This is a genomic window from Pseudomonas palmensis, assembly GCF_017848315.1.
In the GTDB taxonomy this organism is placed as follows: Bacteria; Pseudomonadota; Gammaproteobacteria; order Pseudomonadales; family Pseudomonadaceae; genus Aquipseudomonas; species Aquipseudomonas palmensis.
Genome location: NZ_JAFKEC010000037.1, coordinates 1 through 17,126, shown reverse-complemented (window position 1 = coordinate 17,126; position 17,126 = coordinate 1). Strand labels below are relative to the sequence as shown.

Here is a 17,126-nt window from a genome sequence, read left to right as displayed (position 1 = left end):
GCCGAGCGGTCGGCATCTGCATGCGGGCCAATTGCCAGCGTCCGGTACCCGCATCAGGTGGTAGTATCCTACGCTTTTACTCAGCTTCGGGATTAGTTATGAAAGTTGCCATTCTTTCCGGCTCGGTCTACGGCACTGCCGAGGAAGTTGCACGCCATGCCGCCTCGCTGCTCCAGGCGGCGGGTTTCGAGACCCTGCTGGCCAACCGTGCCAACCTGCAGGACGTTCAGGGCTTTGCCCCGCAGGCCTTTCTGGCGATCACGTCCACCACCGGCATGGGCGAGCTGCCCGACAACCTGGTGCCGCTGTACAGCGAGATCCGCGATGTGCTGCCAGGTGCCTGGCGCGGCTTGCCCGGTGCGGTGATCGGCCTGGGCGACTCCTGCTATGGCGACACCTACTGCGGCGGCGGCGAGCAATTGCGCGAGCTGTTCGCCGAACTGGGCCTCGACGAAGTGCAGCCGATGCTGCGTCTGGACGCCAGTGAAACCGTCACTCCCGAAACCGACGCCGAGCCCTGGCTGGCCGAGTTCATCGCCAGGCTGCGCGGCTGATCACAGCGGTTGCGGGCGCTCGCGCAGCAGCGCCAGCCAGGCCTGCGCCGCCCGTGACAGGTAGGCGCCCTGGCGCCAGATGAAGGCGATGTCCCAGCGCAGGTCGCTGGGCTCGCTCAAGGTCACACGCACCACCCCCGGCCGTTCCAGGCCCCGCGCCACCACCCGTGGCAGCAACACAACGCCCTGGCCTGCCGCCACCAGTGCCGCCAGAAAATCCGCCTGGCCGCTGCGTCCGCCTTCCTTCGGGGTAAAGCCATAGGCCTGGCAGGCCGCCAGCAGGCGATCATTGAGCACGAAGCTGCGCTGGTACAGCAGAAACGGCGTGTCGGCCAGTTGCCCCAGGTTGATGCTGGCGGCAGTTGCCAGTGGGTGGGCTACTGGCAGCAGTGCATCCAGCGGTTCGTTGCAGAAGGGCTGGCACTCGAAGCCCGGTGTGGTGGGCGTGAGGCTGCCGCCCAGCTCCAGCTCGCCGCTGCGCACGGCGTGCTCCACGTTCAGGCTGCCGCCTTCGAGCAGTTGCACGGTGATGTTCGGGTAGCGCCGCCGGTACTCGGCGAACAACCCGGCAAACAGCGCGTCGCTGCCCAGCAGCGGCAGCCCCAGGCGCAACTCGCCCCGCGCCAGCTGGCCAAGGTCGTCGAGTTCGTTGTGCAGTTCCTGGCGCAGCCGCAGCATGGCCTCGCCGCGGGCCAGCACGATCTTGCCGGCATCGGTCAGGTGCAACTGCGAGCCATGGCGATCGAGCAGGGCCATGCCCAGGTCGTGCTCCAGCTGCGCCACCTGCTTGCTCACGGCCGACTGGCTGATATGCAGGGTTTGCGCGGCCTGGGTGAAGCCGCCGCGATGAACCACTTCGACAAAACTGCGTAGTTGCTTGAATTCCATTGCCTGAATTCCATTATGGAATGGAGGCCAGTCTAACAATTCGCTTTTTGCATGGGCAGCGGGATTTTAAACTGCAGACCTCAGAGGACCCCTTCGATGACTGCCGTTTCATTCAAGAAATTTTCGCGCCTGCTCGCCGAACTGGGCGTGCTGCTGGTGCTGTACCTGCTCGGTTGCCAGCTGTCGGCCTGGCTGCACTGGCCGATCCCGGGCGGTGTGGTGGGCATGGCGCTGTTGCTGCTGGTGTTCGCCACCGGGCGGGTCAAGCCGGCCACCCTGCAGACCGGCGCCACCCTGCTGATGGCAGAGATGCTGCTGTTCTTCATTCCGGCGCTGATGAGCCTGCTCGACTACGGCCCGCTACTGCGCAGCGAAGGCTGGCGCATTCTGCTGGTGATCGGTGCAAGCACGCTGCTGGTGATGCTCGCCACTGCCTTCACGGTGGAGTGGGCGTGCCGCTGGAGGCTGCGCCATGACGCTTGAGCCGATGTCGCTGTTCTGGCTGGCGCTGACTCTGCTGGCCTACCTGGGCAGCCGCTGGCTGTACCGACGTACCGGGCGCTACCTGCTGTCGCCGCTGATCCTGGTCCCGGTGGTGCTGCTGGCGGTGGCGGTGCCATTGCACACCGGTTACGCCGAGTATGCGCGCAACACCCACTGGCTGATGTCGGTGCTGGGCCCGGTCACCGTGGCCTTTGCGGTGCCTATCTGGCAGCAGCGGGCGCTGCTGGCACGCCACTGGCCGGCCCTGTCGCTGGGCATGCTGGTGGGCAGTGCGGCGTCCATCGGTAGTTCGTGGGCCCTGGCCCATGCGTTGTCGCTGGACAATCAGGTGAGCCTGTCGCTGCTGCCACGCTCGATCACCACACCCTTTGCCATGCCGCTGGCCCACGACCTGGGCGGTGTGCCGGAACTCACCGCGGTGTTCGTGATGTTCACCGGGGTGCTCGGTGCCCTGATGGGCGGGGTACTGCTCAAGTACCTGCCCTTGCGCACGCCGCTGGCACGCGGGGCGCTGTTCGGGGTGGGGGCGCATGGTGCCGGGGTCAGCCGAGCCCATGAGGTGGGCGGCGAAGAGGGCTCTGTGGCGGGGCTGGTGATGGTGCTGACGGGCATTTTCAACCTGTTCATGGCGCCACTGTTACGTCACCTGCTGTAACTATTTACTGCCCTGACCCGATGGGCCAATAAGCTGGCTGGCAATGCAACACCCGCCATCGAATAGCGCCTCTAGACTGACCGGCAGCAGAGCACACCCATGTGCCGAGGTGATTGCAATGACCGCCGCCAACCCTTTGCCCGACAACGCGCTGCCCCCAGGAAGTTGCAGCCCCGAACCAGGACCTGCGTGATGCCCCTCGCCGAGATTCCCTTGAGTGTCTGGCGTACCCGTGGTCGCAGTTTCACGTTTCGCCAGCAATCGATTCGCTACTGGAGCGCAGGGCAGGGCGAGCCCCTGCTTCTGCTGCACGGCTTCCCCACCGCCAGCTGGGACTGGCACTACCTGTGGCAACCCCTGGCCCAGCGCTTTCGCGTGATCGCCTGCGACATGCTCGGCTTCGGTGACTCGTCCAAGCCGTTGCACCACACCTACAGCCTGCTGGAACAGGCAGACGTACAGCAGGCCCTGCTCGAACACCTGCAGGTTCAGGAGCCGGTGCACCTGCTGGCCCATGACTATGGCGCCACGGTGGCCCAGGAACTGCTCGCCCGTCACCACGAGGGGGCGGCCCAGGTGGCCAGTTGCGCGTTTCTCAACGCCGGCCTGTTCCCGGAGTGCCACCGTGCGTTGCTGGTGCACAAGCTCCTGCTCAGCCGGCTTGGCTGGCTGGTGGCGCGCTCGTTCGGGCGCGACGACCTGGTCAGGAATGTCACCCACCTCTATGGCCGCAGCACACGCCCCAGTGAAAGCGTGCTGGATGACTGCTGGAGCCTGATCGCCTCCAACCGCGGCAATCGCATCCTGCACAAGCTGGCAGCCTATGTACCCGAGCGCGTCACCTGGCGCGAGCGCTGGGTGGCGGCCTTGCAGCAGTCAGGCGTACCGCTGCGCCTTATCAATGGCGCCGCCGACCCGGTATCGGGTGCGCATGTGGTGGCGCGCTACTGCGAACTGGTGCCCCAACCCGACACCGTGACCCTGCAGGGCATCGGCCATTATCCGCACACCGAGGCACCGGTACAGGTGCTGCGCCACTACCTGGCATTTCGGCAGCAACCCCTGCCAAGCCTGGCGCACAAGGTCGCCTGGTCCTGATCATCCCGCTGCCTTATTGCCTGCCATTCAGCGTCCGCCCGGTTGATTGTCCGGGGCCGGGCGCTGGCTGACACTGGCTGCCATATTCCTTGCAGTTAACGGAGTGCCGAGATGACCGAGTCGATTCGCCTGGATGAAAAAGTAGTGATTGTGACCGGCGCTGGCGGGGGCCTCGGGCGTGCCCATGCGCTGCTGTTCGCCCGTCATGGTGCCCGCGTGGTGGTCAACGACCTGGGAGGCTCCACCCATGGTGAAGGCGCCAGCGCATCGGCGGCCGACCGTGTGGTGGCCGAGATTCGCGAGGCGGGCGGCACGGCGGTGGCCAGCCATGACTCGGTCACCGATGGCGAGCGTATCGTCCAGCAGGCGCTGGACACCTTCGGCCGCGTGGATGTGCTGGTCAACAACGCCGGCATCCTGCGGGACAAGACCTTTCACAAGATGGAGGACAGCGACTGGGACCAGGTGTACCGCGTGCATGTGGAGGGTGCCTACAAACTCACCCGCGCCGCCTGGCCGCACCTGCGCGAGCAGAACGCGGGGCGGGTGATCTTCACCTCGTCCACCTCGGGCATCTATGGCAATTTCGGCCAGGCCAACTACGGCATGGCCAAGCTGGGCCTGTACGGGCTGACCCGCACCCTGGCGCTCGAGGGGCGCAAGCACGGCATCCTGGTCAATGCCATCGCCCCCACCGGTGGCACGCGCATGACCGAGGGGCTGATTCCGCCGCAGGTGTTCGAACAGCTCAAGCCCGAGCTGATCAGCCCGCTGGTGGTGTACCTGGGCAGTGATCGCTGCCAGGACACCGGCGGGCTGTACGAGGTCGGTGGCGGCTGGGTGGGCAAGGTGCGCTGGGAACGCAGCCTGGGGGTGGGCTTCGACCCGCGCCAGGGCATGAGCGTGGAAGACATCGCCGCAAGTTGGGATGCCATCGGCGATTTCGAGGGCGCGGTGCACCCGCAGGACAGCCTCGAGGCGTTGCAGCAGATGATGGCCAATCTGCACAGGCACGCAGGCTGAACCGGGCAGCACAAATAAAAAAGGCCGCTGCAAAAGCAGCGGCCAAGCAAGACGTAGATCAAGGAGCTTCAAAATCAACGTCGGTGAACCTGAAGGGGGAGGGTTCAACGTGTCAGGTGGTTACTCTAGGGGGAGAGGATTAACCTGACATTAACCGCCAAACCATCGGCCCAGCGCCTGGCGAAACCGCGTTTCGCTGCAAGCCCGGCCAGCATAGCCAGCCCCCCTACCGAAAAAAATAGACGTTTCGGACATTCACTGTTGCAAAGTGGGTAACAGTGCACCAAAACAGGTCACTGTGGCTCATAGCCCATGCGCCAGCTGATTGCCTGCGCCGCCGCCTGCAGCTGCTGCGCCGCCGGGCCCTGTTCATCGGCATGGAAAATCGAGGTAGGGCCCACCACGGTCAGCACGGCAGCGATGTTGCCCATGGCGTTGAACACCGGTGCCGACAGCGCATCCACCCCCGGCATCAGCAGGCCATGCACATGGTGCAGGCCGCGTGCGCGGATCTGCGCAAACAGCGCTTCGTAGTCTGCGGCGTCCTGGCCCAGGGCAAGCAGTTCCTGGTCGCGCAACTCGATGGTCTCGCGCTGGGGCAGGTAGGCCCCGAACACCAGCCCGGTGGACGAACTGAGCAACGGCAGCACCGAGCCGATCTGCGTCACCACCGTCACGGCGCGCACCGCAGGTTCGATGTTCACCACCGTTGCGCCCTGGTTGCCCCACACCGCGATAAAGCAGCTTTCATTGAGCGCGTCACGCAGCTGTGACAACGGCATGGCCGCCACTTTGAGCACGTCCATCCCGCCCAGCGCGGCCAGGCCCACGCGCAGGGCTTCACGGCCCAGCCCGTAGTGGTTGGTGGCCGGGTTCTGCTCGGCAAAGCCGCTGGCGATCAGGGCCTGCAGGTAGCGATGCACCTTGCTCGCGGGCATCTGCACATGCTCGGCCAGGCGCGACAGCGAGGTGGCCGGCGACAGCTGGGCCAGCGCCTTGAGAATGTCGGTACCGACCTCCGCCGAGCGGACCTTCTGTTTGCCGTTGCTGTCGGCGGTGCTGGTTTTGCTCATGGGAAAGGGGTCCGTGTTGACAGGTGGGCGTCTTTATAGCTTGACGGGTTACAGGTATCAAATTACGTTATGCGTAATCAGTTTACGATAATAATAACGCTACCTGACTGGAGGCTCGATGAACGTCGATTCCACTCCCGCCCTCGCTTACCAGAGCGGCTTCGGCAACGAATTTGCCAGCGAGGCATTGCCCGGCGCCCTGCCGGTTGGCCAGAACTCCCCGCAAAAAGCCCCGTATGGCCTGTATGCCGAGCTGTTTTCCGGCACCGCGTTCACCATGGCGCGCAGCGAGCAGCGGCGTACCTGGCTGTACCGTATCCGGCCATCGGCACTGCACCCGGCATTCGAACGCCTCGAGCGCCAGTTGAGCGGCGGCCCGCTGGGCCCGGTAACCCCCAACCGGCTGCGCTGGAGCCCGCTGGACATCCCGGCCGAGCCCACCGACTTCATCGACGGCTGGGTCGCCATGGCGGCCAACTCGGCGGCGCAAAAGCCGGCCGGCATCAGCATCTACAACTACCGCGCCAACCGTTCCATGGAGCGGGTGTTCTTCAACGCCGATGGCGAACTGCTGCTGGTACCCGAGCAGGGTCGCCTGCGCCTCGTCACCGAGCTGGGCGTGCTGGACGTGGAGCCGCTGGAAATCGCCGTGCTGCCCCGTGGCCTGAAGTTTCGCGTCGAGCTGCTCGACAGTCAGGCGCGTGGCTACATTGCCGAAAACCACGGCGCGCCGCTGCGCATTCCGGACCTGGGCCCGCTGGGCAGCAACGGCCTGGCCAACCCGCGCGACTTCCTCGCGCCGGTGGCCCACTACGAAGAGCAGCAGGGCCCGGTGCCGCTGGTACAGAAGTTCCTCGGCGAGCTGTGGGGCTGCGAACTGCAGCACTCGCCGCTGGACGTGGTGGCCTGGCACGGCAACAACGTGCCGTACAAATACGACCTGCGCCGCTTCAACACCATCGGCACGGTCAGCTTCGACCATCCCGACCCGTCGATCTTCACCGTGCTCACTTCGCCTACCAGCGTACCGGGCATGGCCAACATCGATTTCGTGATTTTCCCGCCGCGCTGGATGGTGGCCGAGAACACCTTCCGTCCACCGTGGTTCCACCGCAACCTGATGAACGAGTTCATGGGGTTGATCAAGGGCGAGTACGACGCCAAGGCCGAAGGCTTCCTGCCCGGCGGCGCCTCGCTGCACAGCTGCATGAGCGCCCACGGCCCGGACGCCGAAACCTGCGCCAGGGCGATTGCCGCCGACCTTGCGCCGAGCAAGATCGACAACACCATGGCGTTCATGTTCGAGACCAGCCAGGTGCTGCGCCCGACCCGCCATGCGCTTGAATGCCCGCAACTGCAGGCCGACTACGACACGTGCTGGGCCACCTTGCCGAGCACCTTCACCCCGAATCGGAGATAACCATGAACCAGTCCGCCATTGCCCGCAGTTGGGTCGAGCACGCCAACGGGCATAGCGATTTCCCGCTGCAGAACCTGCCGCTGGGTATCTTCAGCCGTGGCAGCGACGAGCGTCGCTGCGGTGTGGCCATCGGTGACGCGATTCTGGACCTCGACGCGGTGCTGGCCGCCGGGCTGTTCGACGGCCAGGCCCGCAATGCGGTGCAGGCCACCCGTGGTGGTGCGCTGAACGCCTATTTCGCCCTGGGCCGTGAGGCCCGCGTGGCCCTGCGCGAGCGCCTGCTCGAACTGCTGGGTGCCGACAGCCCGCACCAGGCTGCGCTGAAGCCGGCCCTGTACCCGGCCGCCGAGTGCCAACTGCACCTGCCGGCGCGCATCGGCGACTACACCGACTTCTATGTAGGCATCGAGCACGCCAAGAACGTCGGCAAGCTGTTCCGCCCCGACAACCCGCTGCTGCCCAACTACAAGTATGTGCCGATCGGCTACCACGGCCGTGCCTCGACCATTCGCCCGTCGGGTACCGATGTCCGTCGGCCCAACGGCCAGACCCTGCCCGCCGGGCAAACCGAGCCGAGCTTCGGCCCGTGCGCGCGGCTGGACTACGAACTGGAGCTGGGCATCTGGATCGGCCAGGGCAATGCCATGGGCGATGCCATCCCGGTAGCGCAGGCAGGCGAACACGTGGCCGGCTACTGCCTGCTCAACGACTGGTCGGCCCGCGACATCCAGGCCTGGGAATACCAGCCGCTGGGCCCGTTCCTGTCCAAGAGCTTCATCTCCACCGTGTCGCCCTGGGTGGTCACCGCCGAGGCGCTGGAGCCGTTCCGCTGCGCCCAGCCGGCACGCCCCGAAGGCGATCCGCAGCCGCTGGCGTACCTGCTCGACCCGCGTGACCAGGCGGGTGGCGCGTTCGACATCGAGCTGGAAGTGCTGCTGCTGACCGAGCGCATGCGCGAGCAGAACCTGCCGGCGCATCGCCTGACCCTGAGCAACACCCTGAGCATGTACTGGACCGTGGCGCAGATGGTTGCGCACCACAGTGTCAACGGCTGCCAGTTGCAGCCAGGCGACCTGTTCGGTTCGGGCACCCTGTCGGGCGCCAAGCCTGGCCAGTTCGGCAGCCTGCTGGAGATTACCGAGGGCGGCAAGGTGCCGATCGAACTGGCCAGTGGCGAGGTGCGCAGGTTCCTCGAAGACGGCGACGAGATCATCCTGCGCGCGCGCTGCAAGCGTGATGGCGTGGCCTCGATCGGTTTTGGCGAGTGCCGCGGCAAGATTCTGCCGGCACATTGAGAGGGTACGAGCATGGAGCTGTATACCTACTACCGTTCTACCTCGTCGTACCGCGTGCGCATTGCGCTGGCGCTCAAGCAGCTGGATTACCAGTCGCTGCCGGTCAACCTGCTCAAGGGCGCGCAGCGCGAGGCCGAGTTCCTGGGGCTGAACCCCCAGGGGCGCATCCCGGCGCTGCGTATCGACTCGGGCGAGCTGCTGGTGCAGTCGCCGGCGATCATCGAGTACCTGGAGGAGGTTTATCCACAGCCTGCGCTGTTGCCGCAGTCGCCGGTGGCGCGGGCGCAGGCGCGCGCCGTGGCGGCGCTGATCGGTTGCGACATCCACCCGCTGCACAATGTCAGCGTGCTCAACCAGCTGCGCGAGCTGGGGCATGACGACACCCAGGTGAACGCCTGGATCGGCCACTGGATCACCCAGGGGCTGGCGGCGGTGGAGCAGATGATCGGCGAGGCGGGGTTCTGTTTCGGCGATGAGCCGGGGCTGGCGGATGTGTACCTGATCCCGCAGGTGTATGCGGCCGAACGGTTCAATGTGGACCTGTCGGGCTGGCCACGGATTCGCCGGGTGGTGGCGCTGGCCGGTGAGCATGATGCGTTCGTGCAGGCGCATCCTTCGCGTCAGCCGGATACCCCCTGATGGCCCATTCGCCGGCCAGGCCCGCTCCTGCAGGCGCTGCGCGGCCCGTGTAGGAGCCGGCCTGGCCGGCGAAGCTTTCAGTGCACCGAAGGCGTCGGCGGCGGCAGGTGGCTCAGCCGCTCGGTCAGGCGCAACCGCTGGATCGGGTCATCCGTCAGCATCAGCGCATGCTCCAGGTCAAACCGCTCTGCCTGCGGGCAATCCAGCCGCTGATACAGGGTCGCCCGCGCCAGGTAATCGCTGGCGCTGGCCGAGCCCAGCAACAACACCCGCTCGGCATCCTTCAACGCCGCCAGGTCATCATCATTGCTCGCATGCAACTGACGCAGGTTGCGCGACAGTCGTTGCAGCATCTGCTGTGCGCTGGCCGTCACCAGATGCTCGGCGCTCAACGGCAACTGCGGGCCGAACTGGCGGCTGAGCAACTCGCGACAATCGGCCGGGTACAACCGGCGCCCGCCGCAGGGGTCCAGCAGGTGATCGGCCCCCGGCACGCGCAACAGGAAATGCCCCGGAAAATTCACCCCCTCCAGTGGTATCGACAGCCCGCGGGCCAGCTCCAGCGTGAGGATCGCCAGTGCCAGCGGTTGCCCGCGACGACGTTGCAGCACCTTGTTCAGCAGCGCCGCCTGCGGGCGCAATGGGTGGTATTCGTCCTGCTGGAAGCCCGCCGCGCTGAGCGCCCGCAGCAACGGCTGCGCCAGTTCGCTCACCGGCAGCATGGGCAGGCTCTGGCTGACCTGCTGCTGCACGAGCTGCAACTCGCCCAGCACCTGGGCCGGCTGCACGCTGGCATCGTGTTCGGCAGCGATCCACAGCGCCGCCTCGAACAGGGCGGCGGGGTTGCGTTCCAGGCAGGCCAGGCAGGCTTGGCGTGGGGTCATGGCAGTCTCCGCTCAAGCTTCTGTTGTAGCGCCGGCAGGGGCGTTCGTCCAGTGCCGCAACGTGTGCCTTCGCGCCGCCTATACTGGTGGGAGCACTGACTCACGAGGGCTGGGCAATGTTCGCTCTCATGCAAAGCACGCGCACCCACTCACTGCACCTGTGCGTCGACCCGGCCACGGGCCTCAAGGCGGTGATCGCCATTCACAACCAGCGGCTGGGCCCGGCCATGGGCGGTTGTCGCTATCTGCCTTACCCGGACGACGACACCGCAATGACCGATGCCATTCGCCTGGCCCAGGGCATGAGCTACAAGGCTGCCCTGGCGGGCCTGCCGCTGGGCGGTGGCAAGGCGGTGATCATCCGCAACCCCCATGTGGAAAACCGCGCCGCGCTGTTCGAGGCCTTCGGGCGCTTCGTCGACAGCCTGGAGGGGCGCTACATCACCGCGACCGATAGCGGCACCTCGACCCTGGACATGGACTGCATCGCCCAGAGCACCCGGCACGTCACCAGTACCACCACCGCCGGCGACCCTTCGCCGCATTCGGCCATGGGCGTGTTCGCCGGCATCCGCGCCACGGCGATGGCGCGCCTGGGCACCGACAACCTGGAAGGGTTGCGCGTGGCTGTGCAGGGGTTGGGGAATGTCGGGTTTGCCCTGGCCGAGCAGTTGCATGCGGCGGGGGCGGTACTGCTGGTCAGCGACCATGACCCGGGGCGGGTGCAACTGGCCATGGAGCAGTTGAATGCGCTGCCGGTGGCCAGCGAAGCGCTGGTCAGCACGCCTTGCGACATCTTCGCGCCGTGCGGGCTGGGCCCGGTGCTCAACAGCCAGAGCGTCATGCAGCTGCGCTGTGCCGCGGTGGCCGGCTCGGCGAACAACCAGCTGACCCACCTTCAGGTCGCCGACCAGCTCGAAACCCGCGGCATTCTGTATGCCCCGGACTACATCATCAATTCCGGCGGGCTGATCTACGTGGCGCTGACCCACCAGGGCCAGGACCTTGGCACCATCACCGCGCACCTGGCGCGCATCCCCACGCGGCTGACCGAGGTCTTCGCCCACGCCCAGGCCGAGAAGAGTTCGCCGGCCCGCGTGGCCCAGCAACTGGCCGAGAAGCTGGTGTACAACGCCTGATGCCTACTCGGCGGGCTGCTCGGCAAGCAGCTCGGACAACGCGTCGGGCTGGCTCTTGAAGGCCTTGGCGAACACATCGCGGTTCTTCGCCATGTAGATACCCGCTTCCTCGACCTGCTGTTCGCTCAGCGACGGCACGGCCTTCTGCAGCACCTCGGCGAGCAGTTCGGCCAGCTCGAGCATCTTGTCGTGACGGTCTGCTTCAGCTTTATCCATGAACAAGCGCTCCAGATCGCGGCTGCTGCGGTATACCACTTCGACGGCCATTCATCACCTCACATGCCTTTCGATAATTGATGTGTACGAGTACTGTGTTTTTATACAGGTAAAAGCATAAGGCAAACCACCACGTTTGGGTAGTGGCATTTTTATAGCTCAATTTGCTCGCAATGGTGGGGTGGCGGGTGTCTTGCGGCAATCGGTCGCCTTCTCAAGCTGTGCCGCTGGCCTTTTTACTGCATGCAGGCAAAGCGTCACCTGGGTGGCGCATCCTCCCTTCGTCGTTTCCAAGGAATTCGCATCGTGAACATCAAATGGGCTGAAAAAGTGCGCAAGGGCCTGCATGGCTCGGCGGATTCGCTGGGCAACCTGTGCGTGGAGGCCTTTCATTACCTGGCACTGTTCGGCATCGGTGCCATCACCGCCTATGCGGCGGTGTCGGCATTCATCGAGATGATCGGCAAGGGTGGGGTGAGCGTCGATGACATCCTGCTGCTGTTCATCTACCTGGAGCTGGGGGCGATGGTGGGGATCTACTTCAAGACCAACCACATGCCCATCCGCTTCCTGCTGTACGTGGCGATCACCGCGCTTACGCGCCTGCTGATCGGCGATGTGTCGCACCACAAGGCCCCCGACGTGGGCCTGCTGTATGTGTGCGGCGGGATCCTGCTGCTGTCGTTCTCGATCCTGGTGGTGCGCTACGCCTCGTCGCGCTACCCCTCCACCAAGGCCATCGACGCCAGCGGCAAGGAAATCGAAGAGGCCAAGTAGCCTTGGCTCACGCCCCCGCGCGGCGCTCGCTGGCGGCGCGCAGGCCCGGGGTGCGTGCACCGTCGCGGGTCATGCTGGCCAGAATCTCCATGGCGCTGTGGCCCTGCTCGATGGCAATACCAAAGCGCACGCTCTCGATCAGGCGCGCCAGGCGCTTGGGGTCATTGCGCTGGGCCGGGCTGATCAGGCGCTTGGCCACCACGCCCTGATCGTCGGACAGGGTCAGCATGATGCTGCCATCGAGCCGCTCGATACTCAGGTTGACCCGGTAGGTGTCGGCAAATGCAGCGTTGATCTGTTGGAAGGGGTTGACCATGGGGCTGTACCTGGCAAAGACATGTTCTGATTGACCGGGCCCTGGCCAGGTTGGTTCAGGTGGCGTTGCGAGGCAGGTGCCGAGTGGTCAATAAAAAAGGCGAGCCGTGGCTCGCCTTCTTTCATTGCCTTGGCTGTCAGGCCTGACGGGCCTGCAGGGCTTGCTCGTTCTCCAGGAATTCTTCCTGCAGCAGGGCATCGGCTGCCGGGGCGGTTGCGACCTTCTGGGTCACGCCACGTTTGCCGCGCAGTTTGCCGAACAGGTGCTCGAGGGAATGCTCGAGTTTGGTCGCGGCGCCTTCGATGGCCTGCTCCAGGCTATCGGCCTTGTGGCTGACGGAAATCGGTTGATGGCCTTTGGGGCGTGCCTCCATCTGGCAGCGCATGTCGTGGGGGCCTGGCTTGTCGCCGTTCTCATCGCGCAGGTGGACTTCGATGCGGGTGAGGTCTTCTTCGTAGCGTTCGAGCGTGCTTTCTACCGTAGTGCGTACCCACTCTTCGAGACGGGCACTGCTTTGGATATGGTTGTCGCTGTTGACTTGGATTTGCATAGTTCAATCCCTTATTCAGCTAGCTCGCAAGAGAACGATGCGGGCCATTGCGGCCTGTGGAAATCATCGCCTCTTGACTACAAGGTCAGGCAGTTGGCAGAACTTTTCAAGTGCTTGAAGAAGAAAAATATTTTGTGGCAATTAAACAGGTGAAAGGTTGTCTGGGGGTGTCCTGAGTCAATGCGCGGCCCCCCGGCAAGGTGCGCTCCTGTAGGAGCCGGCCTTGCCGGCGAAGCAGGCGCTACCGATCAGAATGCGACCGATGTCTGCAGATAGACCGTCCGTGGCTCACCCACATACTTGCCCTTGTTGTTGTCGTCGAACGAGCGCGTGAAGTACTGGTGGTTGAAGATGTTCTTCACCCCCACCGCCACGTTCAGGTTCGACAGCTGCGGCCCGAAGTCATAGCCGGCGCGGCTGCTGAACAGCATGTAGCCCGGGATGCGCCCGGCCGCGCCGTCTGCGCTTTGGGCCGAGGTGTTGGCGTTGTCGGCGAACTGGCTGCTCTGGTAGGTGCTGTCCAGGTTCAGCTTCCACGGCCCGTCGGTGTAACCCAGCCCCAGCGTGCCCTTGTGCCTGGAGGAGAACGGCACACGATTGCCCTTGTTCGGCCCATCTTCGCGGATGGTCGCGTCAACGAAGGCATAGCTGGCGTACACATCGAACCCGGCCAGCGCCGGCGTGAGGCCGTCCAGGGCGTACTTCACGCTTGTTTCCAGGCCCTGGTGGCGGGTTTCACCACGGGCGATCACGTCGTCGGTGGTCTGGTTGCTTTCGTACTGGTTGTCGAAATTGATCAGGAACAGCCCGGCCTCGGCCTGCAGGTTGCCGTTGTCGTAGCGCGTGCCCAGCTCCCAGGTGCGGGCCTTCTCGGGCTTCACTTCACCCTGGTTCACGCGGTTGGGCATCTGGCTGTACTGCACGCTGCCGAACGAACCCTCGGTGTTGGCGTAGAGGTTCCAGCTGTCGCTCAGGTGGTACATCACGTTCAGCGCCGGCAACGCGGTGTTGTAGTCGCCCTTGTATTCCAGGCCCTTGAGCTTGTTGCTCTGCTGCGACTTGATCATCTCGTAGCGGATACCCGGGGTGATGGTCCACTGGCCGATGTCGATGCGGTCATCCAGAAACAGCGCATGGGCATCGGTGCCGCCACGGGTGTCGCGGTCGTTGGGGCTGGAGGTGGTCGGCAACTGGCCGGCGCTGACGCTCTCCATGTAGCGCAGCTCGTGCCCGGCCTCGTTGATGTAGCGGTAGCCAAGGCCCACCTCGTGGTGGCTGTCGCCCAGCGCAAAGCCCTGGGTGAAACGGGTTTCGATGCCGCGCACCCAGTACTCGCGCGGCGACAGCGAGATCGACCTGTTCTGCACCAGGTAGCCACTGCGCAGGGTCTTGGTGAAGAAGCTGTTGACGCTGAACTGGCGCTCACCTTCCTTGTAGTCGTAACCGGCGTTGAACATCGTGCGCCGGCCCCAGAACTTGTCCTGCAGGCGGGTCGACTGGTACGGGTCGGCGTCGTAGTCGACCACGTTGAGGCCGCCGGGCATCTGCGCCTCGCCCTCGTAGTACTGCGCCATGGCATGCAGGCTGTTGGCCTCGTCCAGTTGCAGCTTGCCCTTGAGGATCAGGTCGTCGATCTGCGTGTCGCTGTGCTCGCGCCAGTCGCCACCGCGGGTGCCCGAATACAGGATCGCGCCGCCCAGGCCGTTGTCGGCGGTGCCGCCGGCCAGCAGGTTGGCGCTGCTCTTGAAACCGTCGTGGCTGGAGGAGGGGCTGGTCTGGGTCTGCAGGCTGGCCTTCAGCGTGGGTTCGTCAGGGATCGCGCGGGTCACGAAGTTGACGATGCCGCCCACGTTCTGCGGCCCGTAGCGCACGGCGCCGCCGCCACGCACCACGTCCACCGCGTCCATGTTGCCCAGGCTGATCGGCGCGAACGACAGCTGTGGCTGGCCATAGGGCGCAAACGGCACCGGAATGCCGTCCATCAGCACTGTGGAGCGCGAGGCCAGGCGCGGGTTGAGCCCGCGGATGCCGAAGTTCAGCGCCATGTCGTGGCTGCCGGTGCCGTTGTTTTCCGGCGCATTCACCCCGGGTATGCGGTTGAGCACTTCCCGTGCGCTGCTGGCGCCGGTGCGTTCGAACTCTTCACGGCGGATCACGTCCCGTGCGCCGGGGTGTTCGAACACGTTGTCCTGGGTGGCTTCACCCAGCCAGTCGCCGACCACGCTGGAGCTGCCCAGCTCCAGCGGCGCGCCGGCGGCCGGGGCCAGCGGTTGCAGGCTGTAGGCGTTGTCGCCTTCGGCGCGGGCCTGCAGGCCGGTGCCTTCAAGCAGCGCGGACAGGCCCTGTGCAGTGGAATACTCGCCTTCCAGGCCACGGCTTTTCACGCCCTGGGTCACCTGCGAGCCGAACGAGATCAACACGCCGCTTTCACGCCCGAACTGGTTCAGGGCGTCTTCCAGCGACATCGGGGCGATGTGGTAGGTGCGTGCCTGGGCGGCGTGCAGGGGCGCAACGGCGCCGAAGGTGAGGCTGGCGCCCAGCAGCAGGGCATGGGCGAGGGGGCTTAGGCGAAGCGGCATGCAAAGGGTCCTTGAGAAGGTCGGGGCAAAGGGTTCTGCCTTCTCTGTCACGCGAGATGAAAAAACGGCTCAAGGTTCTGAAAATAATCTCAGGCGCGGGCTTCTACCGTGACCCAGTAGCGGGTGAAGCGCCGCACGCGCACCGGCAGCGACACCTCCAGCAGGTCCAGGATGCGTTCGCTGTCGGCCAGCGGGTAGCTGCCCGACAGCAGCAGGTCGGCCACCGCCGGATCGCACGTGAGCTGGCCGCGACGGTAGCGGGCCAGGTCGTCGATGAAGTCCCCCAGGCGCGTATGCGCAGCCACCAGCATGCCGTCGACCCAGGCGCCGGTGTTGGCATCCACCGCATGGGTGGCGCCCCAGCGTGGCCCGTCGAAACGCGCCTGCTGCCCGGCTTCCAGCGCATGCCCGGCAAGCATCGCCCGGCCCTGCAGCACCGCCACCTGGCTGTGGTCGGCCCACTGGCGCACGTTGAAGCGTCCGCTCGACAGCTGCAGCAGGCCGTTGCCGGTCACCACGCGCAGGGGGCGGGGGTCGTCGGCCACATTGAGCAGCAGTTCGCCTTCGAGCAGGTGGATCAGCCGCTGTTCGCGGTCCAGGCGTACGTCGGCGGCGCTGGCGGTGTTCAGGTGCAGGTGCGTGCCGTCGTCCAGGCGCATCTGGCGGCGCTGGCCCAGCGGGCTGCGGTAGTCGGCCAGCAGGGGCGGCAGCGGGTTGTGCTGCTGCAGGGCCAGCCCGCAGGCGCCGCCCACCCCGAGCAGCAACAGCGCCTTGAGCGCGCGCCGCCGGCTGGCCGAGCGTGGCGCCTGCAGGGCGGCGTGCGCCAGTGGCGAAGACAGCCCGCGCAGGCGCTGATTGACCCGCTGTATGTGCTCCCAGGCGCGACGGTGTTCTTCGCTGGCCTGCAGCCAGCGCTCCATGGCCAGTTGCTGGCGGCTGTCGAGGGCACCGCCCTGCAGTTCGATCAGCCAGTGCACCGCCTGTTCTGCCACCTTTGGCGAGAATTCCTGGGCGTTCACAGGGCGAAGTAGCAGCGCATGGCCGCCTTGTTCAGATGGCGCTTCACGGTGGCCAGCGAAATGCCCAGCTGCCGGGCGATGTCGGCGTAGCCCAGGCCGTCGACCTGAGCCATCAGGAAGGCGCGCTTGACCACCACGGGGAGGCCGTCGAGCAGCCGGTCGAGTTCGATCAGGGTTTCCAGAATGATCGCGCGATGTTCTTCGCAAGGCGCCACCGCTTCGGGTAGCTGGGCCAGTGCCTGGTAGTAGGCGCGTTCCAGGTCCTGGCGGCGGTAGTGGTTGAACAGCACGCGCTTGGCCACCGTGGTGAGGAAGGCGCGAGGTTCGTTGAGCGTTGGTGTTTCGCGCGCCTGCAGCAGGCGCATGAAGGTGTCCTGGGCCAGGTCGGCGGCGCTGTGCGGGCAGCCCAGGCGCTGTCGCAGCCAGCCGGTGAGCCAGTTGTGATGGGCGCTGTAGAGGCCTTCGAGCGAAGCAGGGGCGGGCTGGGCACTGGGCAC

19 protein-coding genes are annotated in these 17,126 nt (G+C 65.6%); 10 read left to right on the top strand and 9 right to left on the bottom strand.

What is annotated here, in order from left to right; translation table 11 throughout:
- Positions 1–98 precede the first annotated feature (98 nt).
- On the top strand, positions 99–554 hold the full coding sequence (locus tag JZZ72_RS18325) for a flavodoxin (protein ID WP_043860425.1): 456 nt from the start codon (positions 99–101) through the stop codon (positions 552–554).
- On the opposite strand, the gene JZZ72_RS18320 is transcribed toward JZZ72_RS18325, so the two are convergent.
- Positions 555–1,442 carry a LysR family transcriptional regulator gene (locus JZZ72_RS18320; protein WP_210014846.1) on the bottom strand — a complete coding sequence of 296 codons (888 nt, stop codon included), beginning with the start codon at positions 1,440–1,442 and terminating at the stop codon, positions 555–557.
- A 96-nt stretch (positions 1,443–1,538) separates the two neighbouring features.
- Between JZZ72_RS18320 and JZZ72_RS18315 the strand changes: the two genes are divergently transcribed.
- From JZZ72_RS18315 to JZZ72_RS18300, 4 genes are all read left to right on the top strand, one after another.
- Complete coding sequence (locus JZZ72_RS18315; protein ID WP_043860423.1) at positions 1,539–1,925, top strand: CidA/LrgA family protein; 387 nt, start codon at positions 1,539–1,541, stop codon at positions 1,923–1,925.
- Entirely contained in the window at positions 1,915–2,601 is a 687-nt protein-coding gene (locus JZZ72_RS18310; RefSeq protein WP_043860422.1) for an LrgB family protein, read from the top strand. Before JZZ72_RS18315 ends, JZZ72_RS18310 begins: the two co-directional genes overlap by 11 nt.
- Before the next feature lie 192 nt (positions 2,602–2,793).
- Positions 2,794–3,699: an alpha/beta fold hydrolase gene (locus JZZ72_RS18305; RefSeq protein ID WP_043860421.1), complete on the top strand. Its 906-nt coding sequence runs from the start codon at positions 2,794–2,796 to the stop codon at positions 3,697–3,699.
- 111 nt (positions 3,700–3,810) lie between these two features.
- Positions 3,811–4,722 carry an SDR family oxidoreductase gene (locus tag JZZ72_RS18300; protein ID WP_043860420.1) on the top strand — a complete coding sequence of 304 codons (912 nt, stop codon included), beginning with the start codon at positions 3,811–3,813 and terminating at the stop codon, positions 4,720–4,722.
- Between the two features lie 293 nt (positions 4,723–5,015).
- Here JZZ72_RS18300 and JZZ72_RS18295 read toward each other — a convergent pair whose 3' ends face one another.
- Positions 5,016–5,795, bottom strand: coding sequence for an IclR family transcriptional regulator (locus JZZ72_RS18295; protein WP_043860419.1), 780 nt, complete (start codon positions 5,793–5,795; stop codon positions 5,016–5,018).
- Between the two features lie 118 nt (positions 5,796–5,913).
- Here JZZ72_RS18295 and hmgA point away from each other — a divergent pair, with 118 nt between their 5' ends.
- From hmgA to maiA, 3 genes are read left to right on the top strand one after another with little or no spacing between them, the layout of a single operon-like run.
- Complete coding sequence (gene hmgA, locus JZZ72_RS18290; protein WP_043860418.1) at positions 5,914–7,215, top strand: homogentisate 1,2-dioxygenase; 1,302 nt, start codon at positions 5,914–5,916, stop codon at positions 7,213–7,215.
- A gap of 2 nt (positions 7,216–7,217) precedes the next feature.
- The gene (gene fahA, locus JZZ72_RS18285; RefSeq protein ID WP_043860417.1) at positions 7,218–8,510 is read left to right on the top strand and encodes a fumarylacetoacetase; all 1,293 of its coding nucleotides are present in this window, start codon (positions 7,218–7,220) and stop codon (positions 8,508–8,510) included.
- 12 nt (positions 8,511–8,522) lie between these two features.
- A complete protein-coding gene (gene maiA / locus JZZ72_RS18280) occupies positions 8,523–9,149 on the top strand; it encodes a maleylacetoacetate isomerase (RefSeq protein ID WP_058540845.1) in 627 nt (208 codons plus the stop codon).
- 77 nt (positions 9,150–9,226) lie between these two features.
- Here maiA and JZZ72_RS18275 read toward each other — a convergent pair whose 3' ends face one another.
- Positions 9,227–10,033, bottom strand: coding sequence for a SirB1 family protein (locus JZZ72_RS18275; protein WP_043860415.1), 807 nt, complete (start codon positions 10,031–10,033; stop codon positions 9,227–9,229).
- 116 nt (positions 10,034–10,149) lie between these two features.
- On the opposite strand from JZZ72_RS18275, the gene JZZ72_RS18270 reads away from it, so the two are divergent.
- Positions 10,150–11,172, top strand: coding sequence for a Leu/Phe/Val dehydrogenase (locus JZZ72_RS18270; RefSeq protein ID WP_054914877.1), 1,023 nt, complete (start codon positions 10,150–10,152; stop codon positions 11,170–11,172).
- Positions 11,173–11,175: 3 nt separating this feature from the next.
- Here the strand turns inward: JZZ72_RS18270 and JZZ72_RS18265 are convergent, their stop codons facing one another.
- Positions 11,176–11,439, bottom strand: a complete 264-nt coding sequence (locus JZZ72_RS18265) for a YebG family protein (protein WP_043860413.1) — start codon at positions 11,437–11,439, stop codon at positions 11,176–11,178.
- 255 nt (positions 11,440–11,694) lie between these two features.
- Between JZZ72_RS18265 and JZZ72_RS18260 the strand changes: the two genes are divergently transcribed.
- Positions 11,695–12,165 (top strand): phosphate-starvation-inducible protein PsiE, encoded by a 471-nt coding sequence (locus JZZ72_RS18260; protein WP_043860412.1) that lies wholly within the window; start codon positions 11,695–11,697, stop codon positions 12,163–12,165.
- 7 nt (positions 12,166–12,172) lie between these two features.
- On the opposite strand, the gene JZZ72_RS18255 is transcribed toward JZZ72_RS18260, so the two are convergent.
- The 5 genes from JZZ72_RS18255 to JZZ72_RS18235 form a co-directional block, all read right to left on the bottom strand.
- Positions 12,173–12,481, bottom strand: a complete 309-nt coding sequence (locus JZZ72_RS18255) for a DUF3509 domain-containing protein (RefSeq protein ID WP_054914876.1) — start codon at positions 12,479–12,481, stop codon at positions 12,173–12,175.
- Positions 12,482–12,617: 136 nt separating this feature from the next.
- A complete protein-coding gene (locus JZZ72_RS18250) occupies positions 12,618–13,031 on the bottom strand; it encodes an HPF/RaiA family ribosome-associated protein (RefSeq protein WP_043860410.1) in 414 nt (137 codons plus the stop codon).
- Positions 13,032–13,279: 248 nt separating this feature from the next.
- Positions 13,280–15,610, bottom strand: coding sequence for a TonB-dependent Fe(3+) dicitrate receptor FecA (gene fecA / locus JZZ72_RS18245; protein ID WP_210014845.1), 2,331 nt, complete (start codon positions 15,608–15,610; stop codon positions 13,280–13,282).
- A gap of 89 nt (positions 15,611–15,699) precedes the next feature.
- The gene (locus JZZ72_RS18240) at positions 15,700–16,629 is read right to left on the bottom strand and encodes a FecR domain-containing protein (RefSeq protein ID WP_058540849.1); all 930 of its coding nucleotides are present in this window, start codon (positions 16,627–16,629) and stop codon (positions 15,700–15,702) included.
- Positions 16,626–17,126 (bottom strand): sigma-70 family RNA polymerase sigma factor, encoded by a 501-nt coding sequence (locus JZZ72_RS18235; RefSeq protein ID WP_054914873.1) that lies wholly within the window; start codon positions 17,124–17,126, stop codon positions 16,626–16,628. The genes JZZ72_RS18240 and JZZ72_RS18235 overlap by 4 nt, the downstream gene beginning before the upstream one ends.

What these genes read in the sequence shown, in the direction of transcription:
- JZZ72_RS18325 (WP_043860425.1), top strand. Translation starts at nt 99, where the DNA reads ATGAAAGTTGCCATTCTTTCCGGCTCGGTCTACGGCACTGCCGAGGAA.
- JZZ72_RS18320 (WP_210014846.1), bottom strand. Translation starts at nt 1,442, where the DNA reads ATGGAATTCAAGCAACTACGCAGTTTTGTCGAAGTGGTTCATCGCGGC.
- JZZ72_RS18315 (WP_043860423.1), top strand. Translation starts at nt 1,539, where the DNA reads ATGACTGCCGTTTCATTCAAGAAATTTTCGCGCCTGCTCGCCGAACTG.
- JZZ72_RS18310 (WP_043860422.1), top strand. Translation starts at nt 1,915, where the DNA reads ATGACGCTTGAGCCGATGTCGCTGTTCTGGCTGGCGCTGACTCTGCTG.
- JZZ72_RS18305 (WP_043860421.1), top strand. Translation starts at nt 2,794, where the DNA reads ATGCCCCTCGCCGAGATTCCCTTGAGTGTCTGGCGTACCCGTGGTCGC.
- JZZ72_RS18300 (WP_043860420.1), top strand. Translation starts at nt 3,811, where the DNA reads ATGACCGAGTCGATTCGCCTGGATGAAAAAGTAGTGATTGTGACCGGC.
- JZZ72_RS18295 (WP_043860419.1), bottom strand. Translation starts at nt 5,795, where the DNA reads ATGAGCAAAACCAGCACCGCCGACAGCAACGGCAAACAGAAGGTCCGC.
- hmgA (WP_043860418.1), top strand. Translation starts at nt 5,914, where the DNA reads ATGAACGTCGATTCCACTCCCGCCCTCGCTTACCAGAGCGGCTTCGGC.
- fahA (WP_043860417.1), top strand. Translation starts at nt 7,218, where the DNA reads ATGAACCAGTCCGCCATTGCCCGCAGTTGGGTCGAGCACGCCAACGGG.
- maiA (WP_058540845.1), top strand. Translation starts at nt 8,523, where the DNA reads ATGGAGCTGTATACCTACTACCGTTCTACCTCGTCGTACCGCGTGCGC.
- JZZ72_RS18275 (WP_043860415.1), bottom strand. Translation starts at nt 10,033, where the DNA reads ATGACCCCACGCCAAGCCTGCCTGGCCTGCCTGGAACGCAACCCCGCC.
- JZZ72_RS18270 (WP_054914877.1), top strand. Translation starts at nt 10,150, where the DNA reads ATGTTCGCTCTCATGCAAAGCACGCGCACCCACTCACTGCACCTGTGC.
- JZZ72_RS18265 (WP_043860413.1), bottom strand. Translation starts at nt 11,439, where the DNA reads ATGGCCGTCGAAGTGGTATACCGCAGCAGCCGCGATCTGGAGCGCTTG.
- JZZ72_RS18255 (WP_054914876.1), bottom strand. Translation starts at nt 12,481, where the DNA reads ATGGTCAACCCCTTCCAACAGATCAACGCTGCATTTGCCGACACCTAC.
- JZZ72_RS18250 (WP_043860410.1), bottom strand. Translation starts at nt 13,031, where the DNA reads ATGCAAATCCAAGTCAACAGCGACAACCATATCCAAAGCAGTGCCCGT.
- fecA (WP_210014845.1), bottom strand. Translation starts at nt 15,610, where the DNA reads ATGCCGCTTCGCCTAAGCCCCCTCGCCCATGCCCTGCTGCTGGGCGCC.